The organism is Micromonospora tarapacensis (assembly GCF_019697375.1).
Lineage (GTDB): Bacteria > Actinomycetota > Actinomycetes > Mycobacteriales > Micromonosporaceae > Micromonospora > Micromonospora tarapacensis.
Genome location: NZ_JAHCDI010000001.1, coordinates 53948 through 68708 on the forward strand (window position 1 = coordinate 53948; position 14761 = coordinate 68708).

Annotated in this window: 10 protein-coding genes; 1 reads left to right on the plus strand and 9 read right to left on the minus strand. The window is 73.8% G+C overall.

Translation table 11 applies throughout. From position 1 onward, the window contains the following. Positions 1–149: 149 nt before the first annotated feature. The 7 genes from KIF24_RS00235 to trpC all read right to left on the minus strand — a co-directional run bounded on the left by KIF24_RS00235 (position 150) and on the right by trpC (position 11921). The gene (locus KIF24_RS00235) at positions 150–1661 is read right to left on the minus strand and encodes a glutamate synthase subunit beta (RefSeq protein ID WP_221082219.1); all 1512 of its coding nucleotides are present in this window, start codon (positions 1659–1661) and stop codon (positions 150–152) included. Next, the gene (gltB, locus tag KIF24_RS00240) at positions 1654–6402 is read right to left on the minus strand and encodes a glutamate synthase large subunit (RefSeq protein WP_221082220.1); all 4749 of its coding nucleotides are present in this window, start codon (positions 6400–6402) and stop codon (positions 1654–1656) included. Before gltB ends, KIF24_RS00235 begins: the two co-directional genes overlap by 8 nt. Positions 6403–6635: 233 nt before the next feature. Next, entirely contained in the window at positions 6636–7820 is a 1185-nt protein-coding gene (locus KIF24_RS00245; RefSeq protein WP_221082221.1) for an FAD-dependent oxidoreductase, read from the minus strand. 17 nt (positions 7821–7837) lie between these two features. After that, positions 7838–8956 carry a prolipoprotein diacylglyceryl transferase gene (gene lgt, locus KIF24_RS00250; protein WP_221082222.1) on the minus strand — a complete coding sequence of 373 codons (1119 nt, stop codon included), beginning with the start codon at positions 8954–8956 and terminating at the stop codon, positions 7838–7840. Between the two features lie 59 nt (positions 8957–9015). Next, complete coding sequence (gene trpA / locus KIF24_RS00255) at positions 9016–9819, minus strand: tryptophan synthase subunit alpha (RefSeq protein ID WP_221082223.1); 804 nt, start codon at positions 9817–9819, stop codon at positions 9016–9018. 34 nt (positions 9820–9853) lie between these two features. After that, positions 9854–11083: a tryptophan synthase subunit beta gene (gene trpB, locus KIF24_RS00260; protein WP_221082224.1), complete on the minus strand. Its 1230-nt coding sequence runs from the start codon at positions 11081–11083 to the stop codon at positions 9854–9856. Between the two features lie 34 nt (positions 11084–11117). Further along, positions 11118–11921 carry an indole-3-glycerol phosphate synthase TrpC gene (trpC, locus tag KIF24_RS00265; RefSeq protein ID WP_221082301.1) on the minus strand — a complete coding sequence of 268 codons (804 nt, stop codon included), beginning with the start codon at positions 11919–11921 and terminating at the stop codon, positions 11118–11120. Between the two features lie 441 nt (positions 11922–12362). Between trpC and KIF24_RS00270 the strand changes: the two genes are divergently transcribed. After that, positions 12363–12614, plus strand: coding sequence for a hypothetical protein (locus tag KIF24_RS00270; protein ID WP_221082225.1), 252 nt, complete (start codon positions 12363–12365; stop codon positions 12612–12614). Here the strand turns inward: KIF24_RS00270 and KIF24_RS00275 are convergent. Continuing rightward, positions 12607–13209, minus strand: a complete 603-nt coding sequence (locus tag KIF24_RS00275; protein WP_221082226.1) for a Trp biosynthesis-associated membrane protein — start codon at positions 13207–13209, stop codon at positions 12607–12609. The two genes, KIF24_RS00270 and KIF24_RS00275, sit on opposite strands and share 8 nt — an antisense overlap. Beyond that, complete coding sequence (locus tag KIF24_RS00280; RefSeq protein WP_221082227.1) at positions 13206–14759, minus strand: anthranilate synthase component I; 1554 nt, start codon at positions 14757–14759, stop codon at positions 13206–13208. Before KIF24_RS00280 ends, KIF24_RS00275 begins: the two co-directional genes overlap by 4 nt. Positions 14760–14761: the final 2 nt, after the last annotated feature.

Below are 14761 nucleotides of genomic sequence, written 5' to 3' on the forward strand. Positions count from 1 at the left end.
ACGGTTGTTACTAGTCGGTAATGATATCGAAACAGATGGATAAAGTGAATAGCCGTTAAGGCGCCGGACGCGACGCGGGCCGCGCCCGCGCGGTCGGTACGCGCGGACGCGGCCCCGTCACGTCCGGCGGCCGGCCGGACCGGATGCCGTCAGCGGGCGGCGAGGGCTCGGGTCGTGGGATCGACGGGGGCCGGTAGGGTCCCGCTGCCGCCCAGGTACGCGTGGATCGCCGCGGCGGCGGCCCGCCCCTCGGCGATCGCCCAGACGATCAGCGAGGCACCCCGGTGCATGTCGCCGGCGACGAAGACACCGTCGGCCCCGGTCTGCCAGTCCGCCCGCGAGTCGACGGCCCCCCGGGCGTTACGGGACACCCCGAACTGCGCCAGCAGCGGCTGTTCCTCGGTGCCCTCGAAGCCGATCGCCAGCAGCACCAGATCCGCGGGCAGCTCCCGCTCGGTGCCCGGCACCGTGGTGACGAAGCGCCGGCCGTCGCGCTTCTCCACGGTCACCTCGACGATCCGCACGGCCCGCACCGCGCCGGTGCCGTCGTCGACGAACTCCTCCACCGCCACCGCGAAGACCCGCTCGCCGCCCTCCTCGTGCGCCGGATACTCGCGCAGCACCCACGGCCAGGTCGGCCACGGGTCGCGCGCCTCGTCGCGGCCCTGCGGCGGGCGCGGGTACAGGTCCAGCTGGTGTACGCCGGCCGCACCCTGCCGGTGCGCCACGCCGAGACAGTCCGCAGCGGTGTCGCCGCCGCCGATGATGACCACGTGCCTGCCGGCCGCGTCGATCGGCGTGCCGTCCGGCAGCGTGGCCAGCGCGGGGCGACCCTCGCCGGCCGCCGCGACCACCCGGTTGGCGGCCACCAGGTGTGCCATCGCCTGGTGCACGCCGCGCAGCCGCCGGCCGACGGTGTCGGTCTCCCGGCCCTGCAACGCGCCGCAGGCCAGCAGCACCGCGTCGTGCTGGGCGCGCAGCTGCTCGGCGGTGACGTCGACGCCGACGTTCACCCCGGTGCGGAAGACCACCCCCTCGGCGGCGAGCTGGGCCAGCCGGGCGTCGATGTGCCGCTTCTCCAGCTTGAAGTCGGGGATGCCGTACCGCAGCAGGCCACCGATCGCGTCGTCCCGCTCGTACACCGTGACGGCGTGACCGGCGCGGGCCAGTTGCTGGGCGGCGGCGAGCCCGGCGGGCCCGGAGCCGACCACCGCGACCGACCGGCCGGACGGCGTCGGCGCCGGGCGCGGCGCCAGTCCCCGGGCCGCGGCCGCATCGGCGATCTCCACCTCGACCTGCTTGATGGTCACCGGCTCACCCCCGCCGATGCCGAGCACGCAGGCGGCCTCGCAGGGCGCCGGGCAGAGCCGGCCGGTGAACTCGGGAAAGTTGTTGGTGGCGTGCAGCGACTCCACGGCCGCGTCCCAGTTGGCGGTGCGGACCAGATCGTTCCAGTCCGGGATTCGATTCGCCAGTGGGCACCCGGCAGTGTCGCTGTGGCAGAACGGGATGCCGCAGTCCATGCACCGGGTGGCCTGCTCGCGGATCAGCTCCGCACCGGCCGGCGGGTACACCTCCCGCCAGTCGCTGATCCGCACCGGCACCGGCCGGCGGGCGGGCATCCGCCGCGGATAGCGCAGGAATCCGTTCGGGTCAGGCACGAGCCACCTCCTGGGCGACCGCCCGCGCGGCGGGCGCGACGGGCACGGACGAGTCGGCGGGCGCCGGCGGTGCCGGTGCGGCGGCCGGTGCCGCCAGTGCGCTCATCACCGCGTCGTCGACGTCCTGGCCGGCGGCTTCGGCGGCCCGCATGATCTCCATCACCCGGCGGTAGTCCCGGGGTATCACGACGGTGAACTCCTCCACCGCCTCCGGCCAGCGCTTGAGCAGTTGCTCGGCGATGGCCGAGTCGGTCTCGGCGAAGTGCCGCTGCACCAGCCCGTGCAGCACGGACCGCTCCTGCTCCCCGGGCAGAGCGAGGTCGACCAGCTCCGGGTTGACCCGCTGGCGGTCGAGGTTCCAGACGAACGCGGTGCCGCCGGACATGCCGGCGGCGAAGTTGCGACCCGTCGGGCCGAGCACCACCACCGTGCCACCGGTCATGTACTCGCAGCCGTGGTCGCCGACCCCTTCGACGACGGCCACCGCGCCGGAGTTGCGGACCGCGAACCGCTCCCCCACCCGGCCCCGCAGGAAGACCTCGCCCTCGGTGGCGCCGTAGAGGATGGTGTTGCCGGCGATGATCTGATCCTCGGCGCGGCGGCCCGCCTCGGCGTCGGCGGCGACGAACGGTGCTGCCGCGTCCGGCCGGACGACGAGCCGGCCACCGGAGAGTCCCTTGCCGACGTAGTCGTTGGCGTCGCCGTGCAGGCGCAGGGTGACCCCGCGGGGCAGGAACGCGCCGAAGGACTGCCCGGCGGTGCCGCGCAGGACGAACTCGATGGTCTCGGCGGGCAGCCCGGCACCGCCGTACCGGCGGGTCACCTCGCCACCGAGCATCGCGCCGACGCTGCGGTGCTCGTTGCGGATCGCCACCTCGGCCCGCACCGGCGTGACCTGCGTCCCGGTGCCGGCGGCGTGGCCCGTGCCGCGCAGCGCCGGGGCGGCCAACGCGATCAGCTCGTTGTCCAACGCCAGCTCCAGGCCGTGGTCCTGGGCGCGTACGCCGCGGCGGGCGCCGCCTTCGGGCAGTTCCGGCAGGTGCAGCACCCGGCCGAGGTCGAGCCCGCCGGCCTTCCAGTGCTCGACCGCCGGTGCCACGTCGAGCAGCTCGGTCCGCCCGATCGCCTCGTCGATGCTGCGCAGGCCCAGCTCGGCCAGGTAGCCGCGGATCTCCTCGGCGAGGAAGAGGAAGAAGTTCTCCACGAACTCCGGCTTGCCGGTGAAACGCTCACGCAGCACCGGGTTCTGGGTGGCGATGCCCACCGGGCAGGTGTCCAGGTGGCAGACGCGCATCATCACGCAGCCGGAGACGATCAGCGGAGCGGTGGCGAAGCCGAACTCCTCGGCGCCGAGCAGCGCGGCGACGATGACGTCCCGACCGGTCTTGAGCTGGCCGTCGACCTGCACGGTGACCCGGTCGCGCAGCTTGTTGAGCAGCAACGTCTGCTGGGCCTCGGCCAGGCCCAGCTCCCACGGGGTGCCGGCGTGCTTGAGCGAGTTCAGCGGTGAGGCGCCGGTGCCGCCGTCGTGGCCGGAGATCAGGATGACGTCGGCCTTGAGCTTGGCCACCCCGGCCGCGACGGTGCCGACGCCGACCTCGCTGACCAGTTTGACGTGCACCCGGGCGGCCGGGTTGACGCACTTGAGGTCGTGCACCAGCTGGGCGAGATCCTCGATGGAGTAGATGTCGTGGTGCGGCGGTGGGGAGATCAGGCCGACGCCGGGGGTGGCGTGCCGGGTACGGGCGATCCACGGCCACACCTTGTTGCCGGGCAGCTGCCCACCCTCACCGGGCTTGGCGCCCTGCGCCATCTTGATCTGCAGGTCGTCGGCGTTGACGAGGTACTCGCTGGTGACGCCGAAGCGGCCACTGGCGATCTGCTTGACCGCGGAACGGCGCGCCGGGTCGTGCAGGCGCTCGACGTCCTCACCGCCCTCGCCGGTGTTGGACTTGCCGCCGAGCCGGTTCATCGCGATGGCGAGCGTCTCGTGCGACTCGGCCGAGATCGACCCGTACGACATGGCGCCGGTGGCGAACCGCTTCACGATCTCGCTGGCCGGCTCGACCTCGTCGATCGGCACCGGCGGCAGCACTCCGCTGCGCAGCCGGAACAGGCCACGCAGCGAACCCGCCCGCGCGGCCAGCTCGTCGACCTTGGCCGTGTAGTCGCGGAAGACGTCGTACTGCCGGCTGCGGGTGGCGTGCTGGAGCAGGAAGACCGTCTCCGGGTTGAACAGGTGCAGCTCGCCCTCGCGGCGCCACTGGTACTCGCCGCCGACCGGCAGCAGGTCGACGGGCTCGGCCGCCGACGCCGGCCAGGCCAGCGCGTGCCGGGCGGCCACCTCGGCGTGGATGCCGTCGAGCCCGACGCCACTGATCGTGCTCGGCGTGCCCCGGAAGTACCGCTCGACCAGGCGGGTGTGCAGCCCCACCGCCTCGAAGACCTGCGCGCCGCAGTACGACGACACGGTCGAGATGCCCATCTTGGACATGATCTTCAGGACGCCCTTGCCGAGCGCCTTCACGTAGTTGCGGATCGCGGCCCGCGGCTCGACGGCGGCCAACGTCCCGGTGGAGATCATGTCCTCCACCGACTCGAAGGCGAGGTACGGGTTGACCGCGGCCGCCCCGTAGCCGATCAGCACGGCGGCGTGGTGCACCTCGCGGCAGTCGCCGGACTCGACGATCAGCGCGACCTGGGTCCGGGTCTGCTCACGGACCAGGTGCTGGTGCACCGCCGCGGTGAGCAGCAGCGACGGGATCGGGGCGAGGTCGGCGTTGGAGTCGCGGTCGGAGAGCACCAGGATCCGGACGCCGTCCTCGATCGCCTCGGAGACGTGCCGGCAGATCTCGGTCAGCCGGGCCTTGATCCCGGCGCCGCCGTCGCGGATGCGGTAGAGCCCGGAGACCCGGACCGCCTTGAACCCGGGCAGGTCACCGTCCTCGTCGATGGAGAGGATCTTGGCCAGCTCGTCGTTGTCGATCACCGGGTAGGGCAGCACGATCTGCCGGCAGCTCGCCGGGCCGGGGTCGAGCAGGTTGCCCTCCGGGCCGATGGTCGTGGCCAGGCTGGTCACCAGCTCCTCCCGGATGGCGTCCAGCGGCGGGTTGGTGACCTGGGCGAACAGCTGGTGGAAGTAGTCGTAGAGCAGCCGCGGCCGGGTCGACAGCGGAGAGATGGGGGTGTCGGTGCCCATCGAGCCGATCGGCTCCGCGCCGGTGCGGGCCATCGGCGCGAGCAGGATCTTCAGCTCCTCCTCGGTGTAGCCGAAGGTCTGCTGGCGACGGCGTACCGAGTCGTGGGTGAAGACGGTGTGCTCGCGGGCCGGCAGGTCGTCCATCTCGATCAGGCCGGCGTGCAGCCAGTCGGCGTACGGCTGGGCGGCGGCCAGCTCCGTCTTGATCTCGTCGTCGTGCACGATCCGGCCGGCGGTGGTGTCGACCAGGAACATCTTCCCCGGCTGGAGCCGACCCTTGGCGACCACGGTGGCCGGGTCGAGGTCGAGCACGCCCGCCTCGCTGCCCAGCACCACCAGGCCGTCGGCGGTCTGCCACCAGCGGCCCGGGCGCAGGCCGTTGCGGTCGAGCACCGCACCGACGATCTCGCCGTCGGTGAAGGCGACCGAGGCCGGGCCGTCCCACGGCTCCGACAGGCTGGCGTGGAACCGGTAGAAGGCGCGCTTGTCGGCGCGCATCTCCGGGTCGTTCTCCCACGCCTCGGGGATCATCATCAGCACGGCGTGCGGCAGGCTGCGCCCGGCCAGGTGCAGCAGTTCGAGAACCTCGTCGAAGTTGGCCGAGTCGGAGGCGGCCGGGGTGCAGACCGGGAAGACCCGCCGGATGTTGCCGGTCAGCTCGGGGGTGCGCAGCAGGGCCTCGCGGGCCTGCATCCAGTTCCGGTTGCCCCGGATCGTGTTGATCTCGCCGTTGTGGGCGATGAAGCGGTACGGGTGCGCCAGCGGCCAGGACGGGAAGGTGTTGGTGGAGAACCGGGAGTGCACCAGGGCCACGGCGCTGTGCACCCGCTCGTCGGTGAGGTCCGGGTAGAAGACCGGCAGTTGGTCCGGGGTGAGCATGCCCTTGTAGACGATGGTCCGGCCGGACAGCGACGGGAAGTAGGCCGTCACCCCGCGCTCGGCGGACTCCCGCTCGGCCTGCTTGCGGACGCAGAACGCGACCCGCTCCAGTTCGATGCCGGACAGCGGGGAGCCGGCCGGGCCGGCGGCGGTGTCGGTGAGGCGCTTCGCGGCGAGGAAGAGCTGTCGTACCCGGGGCATCGCCGCCACGGCCGACTCGCCCAGCTCCGACGGGTCCACCGGAACGTCCCGCCAGCCGAGCACGTCGGCGCCCTCGACCAGGGCGTACTTCTCGACCACCTGCCGGGCGCGGGCCTCGGCGACGTCGTCGTCGGGCAGGAAGACCAGGCCGGTGGCGTACTCGCCGGCCGACGGCAGCGGGAACTCGACCACCGCGCGCAGGAATGCGTCCGGCACCTGGATCATGATGCCGGCGCCGTCACCGGTGTTCGGTTCGGCACCCCGGGCACCCCGGTGGTCCAGCCGGCACAGCGCGCCGAGGCCGTTGGCCACCACCGTGTGGGAGCGCCGGCCGTGCAGATCCGCCACGAAGGCCACCCCGCAGGCGTCGTGCTCACGGGAGGGGTCGTAGAGGCCGGCAGGGGACGCCGCCTGGCCGCGTCGCGGCGCCGGCTGGGGGCGGTGTGGGTACGCGAGGGCCACCGGGCCTCCTGTCGTCGCTCAGGGTGAATCATGGTCGGGACGACGTCGGCCCTTACTCGGACTATTGAGTCTACGTTAGGGCTCGGTGCGCAAGGCCAGTGCAGATTGATCACACCGTCCAGACTCTGGGACGGGCAGTCCCGCGCCGTGGATTCCAAGCAGGTCCGGACAACGACCCGTGGGGAGAATCACGGCGCTCTGGTCCGATTCGCCCGGAAAGGCCCCGGGTTGGGTCAGTGCGACGGTGGACGCCACTGGGCGGCGACGGCGGCGGCGCTGCCCAGCAGGCGGGGGGTGATGATGCCCAGCGCCGCGTCGCGGGCGCGCAGCGCCAGCCGGCCCCGGGCCTGCAACACGGCCGACATCCGGCGGGTCTGCCGGACCACGGCCGCCGCGCGGGGCCGCCGCGCCCGGTCGTAGGCCAGCACCGCGTCGGGCAGGGTCGACTCGCGCAGCAGCGCGGCGAGCGTCGCCGCGTCCTCGAAGGCGAGGCAGGCGCCCTGCCCGAGGTGCGGCGGCATGGCGTGGGCGGCGTCGCCGAGCAGCACCACCCCACCCGGCCCGGCCGGGAAGCCGTACGCCCGGGGTAGCGGACGCAGCTCCCGGATCTCCCGCTGCACCAGATCGGCCGGTTCGGTCGCGGCCAGCAGCTCGTCGACCGGGGCGGGCCAGCCGGCGTACCACCGTCGCAGCAGCGCCAGCTGCGTCTCCGGCGGCTCCGGTCGGGGAGCACCGGCCGCCGTGGCCATCCAGTAGATGCCGCCGCGGCTGGAGGCGCCGGACGAGCCGCGCTCGCCGAGCGAGGCGGCCACGAAGCGGTAGCCGGCGCCGAGGATCTCGCAGCCGACCGAGTCGGGCAGGCTCGGCGCGCGGTACCAGGGGATCACCGCCCGCCAGGCGGCGCACCCGGAGCTGACCACGCCCGCCTCCGGGGCGACCTGACGGCGGATCACGCTGTCCGTGCCGTCGGCCGCGACGACCAGGTCCGCCTCGTACGTGTGCCGGCCGTCACCCACCGCGGGACGCTCGCCGGGCGTCGCGCGTACCGTCCGCACGGTCACCCCGGTGCGCAGCTCGACCCGGTCCCCCAGGCCCGCGATCAGCGCGTCGTGCAGGTCCTCCCGGTGCACCACCACCGGCAGGCGCTCCACCGGCGTCTGGCGCGGCTGCACCAGCCAGTGCCCGTCGGGGCGGCGTACCCCACCGTCGGGCAGGCCGGTGGCGATGGCGTCCAGGCCGGCGCCGAGATCCAGGGCGCGCAGCGCGCGGACCCCATTGGGCCAGAGCACCACGGCGGCCGGCTCCGGGCGGATCCGGTCGGCCCGCTCCAGGAGCGTGACCTGCCAGCCCGACCGGGCAAGCGCACCGGAAACCGCCAGGCCGCCGAGCCCGCCGCCGACCACCACCGCGGTCCGCATGGCGTCGCCCCCTCGCCTCAGCTGTCGCGGTCGGTGGGTCGCGTCGCCGCGGACTCCGCCGCGTCGTCCGGCCGGTCCGTGGCGGGTGGGGAGTCTTCGTCGGCCGGGCCCGCCACGTCCGGGGGAGCCTCGCCGGTCCGGCGCCAGTGCTCGAACTGCTCCTCGCCGACCACCCGGTATCCCTCCGGCGCGGCCGGCCCGGTGCTGTCCTTGCCCGCCGACAGATCGACCTGGGAGACGTCGGAGCCGGCCGGCGGCGCGGTGGTGGCCGGCTCCGGCAGGCCGATCGGGATCAGGTACTCCCGTGGCCCGCGGACCCGTAGGAAGTAGATGAGCGCGCCGACGAACACCACCGCCGCGGTCCACACGTTGAGCCGTACGCCGAGGATCGTGTTCGCCTCGTCGGTGCGCATCATCTCGATCCAGAACCGGCCGGCGGTGTAGCCCATCACGTAGAGGGCGAAGGCGCGGCCACGGCCGAGCCGCAGCCTGCGGTCGAGGAAGTACACCAGCGCGGCGACGCCGACGTTCCACAGCAGCTCGTAGGCGAAGGTCGGGTGGTAGAGCCCCTCCTCCAGGATCGGCTGGCCGGCCTCGTCGCGCAGCGCCTGCCCGCCGTCCATCCGATGGATCTCCAGGCCCCAGGGCAGGTCGGTCCGGCCGCCGTAGAGTTCGTTGTTGAACCAGTTGCCCAGCCGGCCGATCGCCTGGGCCAGTGGCAGGCCCGGTGCCAGCGCGTCGGCCACCACCGTGAGCGGGATGCCCAGTTGCCGGGCGGCGAGCCAGGCGCCGACCGCGCCACCGGCGACCGCACCCCAGATACCCAGCCCGCCCTGGTGGATGAAGAAGATCTTGAACCAGTCACCACCGGTGCCGAAGTAGGCCTCCGGCGAGGTGATCACGTGGTAGATCCGGGCGCCGATGATGCCGGCCGGCACCGCGTAGACGGCGATGTCGAGCACCGCGCCGGGGGCGACCCCGCGCCGGCGCAGCCGACGTTCGGTGACCCAGCAGGCCACCACGATGCCGGCCATGATGCACAGCGCGTACGCCCGGATGGGGAATGGGCCGAGCTGCCACACGGCGCTGCTCGGGCTGGGGATGGCGGCCAGGGACGTCGGCGAGGCGAGACTCACGGGTGCACACGCTACCGCTGCGGGCCCCCGTGGCGTCACCCCGGTCGTCCCGGACCGGGTCAGCGGTCGGGCTGGCGCACACCTTCGGCAAGTTCCGCGCTGAGCGTGCGCAGGGCGGCCAGGCCGGCCGCCTCGTCGGGCGCGTCGACCAGGCAGCGGATCAGGGCGCTGCCGACGATCACCGCGTCGGCGTACCCGGCGACCGTGGCGGCCTGCGCCCCGGTGCCCACGCCCAGCCCGACCCCGACCGGCAGGTCGGTGACCTGGCGGACCCGGGACACCAGCAGCGGCGCCGCCTGCGAGGTCTGCGAGCGGGCACCGGTCACCCCCATGATCGCGGTGGCGTAGACGAAGCCCCGGCAGTGCCCGACTGTCATCGTCAACCGCTCGTCGGTGGAGGACGGCGCGACCAGGAACGTGCGGTCCAGCCCGTACGCGTCCGAGGCGGCCAGCCACTCCCCGGCCTCCTCGGGGATCAGGTCGGGGGTGATCAGCCCGGTGCCGCCGGCCGCGGCGAGATCCCGGGCGAACGCGTCGACCCCGTACCGCTCGATCGGGTTCCAGTAGGTCATCGTCACCACCGGCACGCCGGTGCCCGCCACCGCCTCGACGATGCGCAACGTGTCCCGGGTGCGTACGCCGCCGGCCAGGGCGATGTCGCTGGCCCGCTGGATCACCGGACCGTCCATCACCGGGTCGGAGTACGGAATCTCCACCTCGATCACGTCGACACCGGCGGACACCATCGCGGTCATCGCGGCGATGCTGCCCTCGACGGTGGGGAAGCCGGCCGGCATGCAACCGACCAGCAGCGCCCGGCCGTCGGCCCGGGCCTTGTCGAAGGCCACTCCGATCCGGCTCATGCCGGCACTCCGCTGCGTGGACGCTCGCTCATGCCTACTCCCTGTCGAGGATGCCGAAGTACTCGCCGGCGGTGTGCACGTCCTTGTCGCCCCGGCCGGAGAGGTTGACCACGATTGTGGGCTGCCGGCCCAGCTCGGCGGCGAGCTTTCCGGCGACGGTCAGGGTGCCGGCGAGGGCGTGCGCGCTCTCGATCGCCGGAATGATCCCCTCGGTGCGGCAGAGCAGCTCGAAGGCGGCCATCGCCTCGTCGTCGGTGACCGGCTGGTAGCTGGCCCGGCCCGAGTCGTGCAGCCAGGCGTGCTCCGGGCCGACGCCCGGGTAGTCCAGGCCGGCGGAGATGGAGTGGGACTCCTGTGTCTGCCCGTCGGCGTCCTGGAGCACGTAGGTGCGGGTGCCGTGCAGCACGCCGGTGGAGCCGCCGGTGATGCTGGCCGCGTGCCGGCCGGTGGCCACCCCGTCGCCGCCCGCCTCGAAGCCGTACAGGCGCACCTGCGGGTCGTCGACGAAGGCGTGGAAGATGCCCAGCGCGTTGGAGCCCCCGCCGACACAGGCCGTCACCGCGTCCGGCAACGCGCCGGTCAGGTCGAGACACTGCGCCCGGGCCTCGTCGCCGATGCCCCGGACGAAGTCGCGGACCAGCGCCGGGAACGGGTGCGGGCCGGCGGCGGTGCCGATCAGGTAGTGGGTCTCGTCGACGTTGGCGACCCAGTCCCGCATCGCCTCGTTCATCGCGTCCTTGAGGGTGCGCGAGCCGGTCGTCACCGGTACGACCCGGGCGCCCAGCATCCGCATCCGGGCCACGTTCAGCGCCTGCCGCTCGGTGTCGACCTGGCCCATGTAGACCACACAGTCCAGGTCGAACAGGGCGGCGGCGGTGGCCGCGGCGACACCGTGCTGGCCGGCGCCGGTCTCGGCGATCACCCGCTTCTTGCCCATCCGCCTCGTCAGCAGCGCCTGGCCGAGCACGTTGCGCACCTTGTGCGCGCCGGTGTGGTTGAGGTCCTCCCGCTTGAGCAGGACCCGGGCGCCGACCTGTGCGGAGAACCGGCGGGCCTCGTAGAGCAGCGACGGCGTGCCCGCGTAGTCGCGCAGCAGATCGGCGAGTTCGGCCCGGAACGCCTCGTCGGCCATTGCCGCGCGGTGCGCCGCCTCCAACTCGTCGAGCGCCGCGACCAGCGCCTCCGGCACGAACCGGCCGCCGAACGGGCCGAAGTGACCGGCGGCGTCGGGCAGCTCGTCACTCGCTCGCTGGCGCTCGTTCACGGCTGGTCCTCTCGCTGGGCGATACCGGCGCGAATCAGCGCGCCGGGCGGGGGGTGGCGGGGTGGTTGCCGGCGTTGACCAACTCGGCCACCGCCTCCCGGGGGCTCTTCTGGGTGACCAGCCCCTCGCCCACGAGCACCGCGTCGGCACCGGCCGAGGCGTACCGGATCAGGTCGTGCGGGCCACGCACGCCGGATTCTGCGATCTTGACGACGTTGCTCGGCAGGCCCGGCGCGATCCGCTCGAACACGGACCGGTCGACCTCCAGGGTCCGCAGGTCGCGGGCATTGACCCCGATCACCTGCGCGCCGGCCTCCATGGCCCGGTCGGCCTCTTCCTCGTCGTGCACCTCGACCAGCGCGGTCATGCCCAGCGACTCGATCCGCTCCAGCAGGCCGACCAGCGCGTTCTGCTCCAGCGCGGCGACGATCAGCAGCACCAGGTCGGCGCCGTGCGCGCGGGCCTCGTGCACCTGGTAGCTGGAGACCACGAAATCCTTGCGCAGCACCGGGATGTTCACCGCCGCCCGCACGGCGGCGAGGTCGTCCAGCGAGCCGCCGAACCAGCGCCCCTCGGTGAGCACGCTGATCGCGCGGGCCCCACCGGCGGCGTAGTCGCCGGCCAGGTCCGCCGGGTCGGCGATCTCGGCCAGCCTGCCCTTCGACGGCGAGGCGCGCTTCACCTCGGCGATGACCGCGACACCGGGCCGGCGCAGGGCCGCGTACGCGTCCAGCGGCGGTGGCGCGGCAGCCGCCAGTTCGCGGATCCGCTCCAGCGGAACCTGTTCCTGCCGCCGGGCCACGTCCTCCCGGACGCCGGCCAGGATCTCGTCGAGCACGCTGACGGGCGCCGCCGTGCCGGCCTCGTCCCCCTCCGCGTGCGGATGGTCAGCAGTCACCAACGGACTCCCCTCTCCGGGTGTCATGGGCCGATGCTAGGTGGCCCCACCTGGCGCCGACCGGCGGGGGTATGGCGCTCCTCACGAAATGGGCTGCGGCATAATGGCCGACTTGCGCGCACGTGGCGTGACTCCGAGTAACCGTTCGATCGACGCTTGACTATGGGTAGGGCTCGCGGCGGCCACCACCGGCCGATCGACACCGAGACTCGTCGATGCTGTGACCAAGCTCAAGGACGAAGGTCTCGTTGCCTGCTCAGGTCCGCTGCCGCAGAGTTGACGGTGCAGTCATCACCGCGAAACGTGAACCGAGCAGCATCGTCCTCGGGCAAACTCGATGACGCGCCCGCCTCGTCACGACGATCTCTCCCCGGGGTGATCATGAGTTCTTCCGCGCCGCACCCGACCATCGGAATCACCACCATCTCGCGCACCGTCGCGTCGCTCGCCGTCGGTGTCGTCCACACGCTGGAGCGGGCCCTGGTCGGGCCGGCCCGGGTACGGACCGCGCGGGGCAACGCCTGGGAGGCCGTCTGTGCCGACCGGGCCCGCGCCGACCAGCGGGCCGAGCTGGACCGGCTGGTCGCGCGGCTCACCGCCGCACGAAGCCGCGACCGGCTGCCGGTCAGCTGACCTTCGGGTCCTCATCCCGCTCGGTCGGGTCCTCGCCCCGGTCGAGCGCGTCCCACGCCTGCGCCGTGGCGGCCCCGGCGATCGGGCCGGACGGCCGTTCCCGCGGCACCGACCCGCGCTCGTACCGGGCGCCCATCGCCGGCCAGCGCTGACCGCGCGCCGCGGTGAGCAGCCCGCCGGTCGTCACCAGCAGCCCGCCCAGCAGGCAGAGCGCCGGCCAGTGCCGGCTGGCCTCGCCGGCCACGTCGACCACCAGCCCGTACCCACCACCGGTCCCCACCGCCAGGCCGAGCAGCGCCAGCAATCCGCCGAGCACCCGGCGCGGCCCGCCCCGGGTGGCCAGCACCGCGCCCCCGCCGGCCAGCCCGACCAGGGCCAGCGCCGGCAGCCAGGGCAGCAGGGCCGCCCCGGTCCGCACCTGGCGTACCGGCGGCAGCGGCGCCGGCCGGGCGGCCACCTCGACCGCCCAGGTGCGGGTCGCCGCCCAGAGCGCCAGCCCCGCGCCGGCCAGGCAGAGCAGCACGGCGTACGCCGCTTCCCGCCGCCCCGCCCCGGGCCGCGCGCCACCGGCCTCCGGCCGGGCCGACCGGCTCACCGGGCGGGCCGGAGGGTTTCCGCGGCGGCGATGGCCGCGAGCACCGCCGCCGCCTTGTTCCGGGTTTCCAGTTCCTCCGCGGCCGGGTCGGAGTCGGCCACCACGCCGGCGCCGGCCTGCACGTACGCCCGCCCGGCGCGGAGCAGCGCGGTCCGGATCGCGATGGCCATGTCGAGGTCGCCCCCGAAGCCGAAGTAGCCCACCGTGCCGCCGTAGACGCCCCGGCGGACCGGTTCCAACTCCTCGATGATCTCCATGGCGCGCACCTTCGGCGCGCCGGAGAGGGTGCCCGCCGGGAACGTCGCGGCGAGCGCGTCGAAGGCCGTCCGGTCGGCCCGCAGCACGCCGACCACGGTCGAGACGATGTGCATGACGTGGCTGTACCGCTCGATGGTCGCGAACTCGGGCACCTGGACGGTGCCCGGCCGGCAGACCCGGCCCAGGTCGTTGCGGCCCAGGTCCACCAGCATCACGTGCTCGGCACGCTCCTTGGGGTCGGCGAGCAGCTCGGCGGCGAGCCGGGCGTCCGCCGCCGCGGTCGCGCCGCGCGGGCGGGTGCCGGCGATCGGGTGCAGCAGCGCCCGCCGCTCACCGCCCGCCTCCCCGGTCACCTTCAGGTGCGCCTCCGGAGACGAGCCGACGATGTCGAAGTCGTCGAAGCGCAGCAGGTACATGTAGGGGCTGGGGTTGGTGGTGCGCAGCACCCGGTAGACGTCCAGCGGGTCGGCGTCGGTGTCGCGTTCGAAGCGCTGGGCAAGCACGATCTGGAAGCACTCGCCGGCCCGGATCGCCTCCTTCGCCGCCTCGACCGCCTTCGGGTACCCGCCCTCGGGGGTGCGGCTGGGCACCTCGCCGGCCGGCGGGCGGCGGACCGTGGCGACCATCGGCGGGATGGGCCGCGACAGCGCCGTGGTCATCGCGTCCAGCCGGCCCACCGCCTGGTGGTACGCGGCGGCGACCCGCTGCTCGCGACCCGGCTCGTCCAGCGGCGGCAGGATCGCGTTGGCCATCAGGATCGCCGAACCGTCGAAGTGGTCCAGCACCACCAGGTCGGTGGCGAGCATCATGCCCAGCTCGGGCAGGCGCAGGTCGTCCTCGGTGAGCGTGGGCAGTCGTTCGAAGCGGCGGATCAGGTCGTAGCCGAGGTAGCCGACCAGGCCCCCGGTCAGCGGTGGCATGCCGTCGCCCGGGTCGCCGGGCGGGCCGGCCAGGGCGCTCACCGTCGCACGCAGCATCTGGACCGGGTCACCGGCGGCCGGCAGCCCGGCGGGTGGCTCGCCGAGCCACCCGGCCACGCCGTCGCGCTCGACCAGCGTGGCGCTGCTGCGCACCCCGATGAAGGAGTACCGGGCCCAGGTTAGCCCCGCCGAGCCCACGCCCTGCTCGGCGGACTCCAGCAGGAAGGTGCCGGGCCCGCCGGCAAGCTTGCGGTAGACGCCCACCGGGGTTTCCGCGTCGGCGAGCAGCCGCCGGGTGACCGGCACCACCCGCCAGCGCGCGGCCAGTTCGGTGAAGGTCGCCGCGTCCGGGCGTACCGTGCCGTCGCTCATGC

Excerpts from the sequence above, each read along its gene's own strand:
- trpA (WP_221082223.1), bottom strand. The coding sequence starts at position 9,819 with ATGAGCCGGATCGGAGTGGCCTTCGACAAGGCCCGGGCCGACGGCCGG.
- KIF24_RS00245 (WP_221082221.1), bottom strand. The coding sequence starts at position 7,820 with ATGCGGACCGCGGTGGTGGTCGGCGGCGGGCTCGGCGGCCTGGCGGTT.
- KIF24_RS00280 (WP_221082227.1), bottom strand. The coding sequence starts at position 14,759 with ATGAGCGACGGCACGGTACGCCCGGACGCGGCGACCTTCACCGAACTG.
- KIF24_RS00270 (WP_221082225.1), top strand. The coding sequence starts at position 12,363 with ATGAGTTCTTCCGCGCCGCACCCGACCATCGGAATCACCACCATCTCG.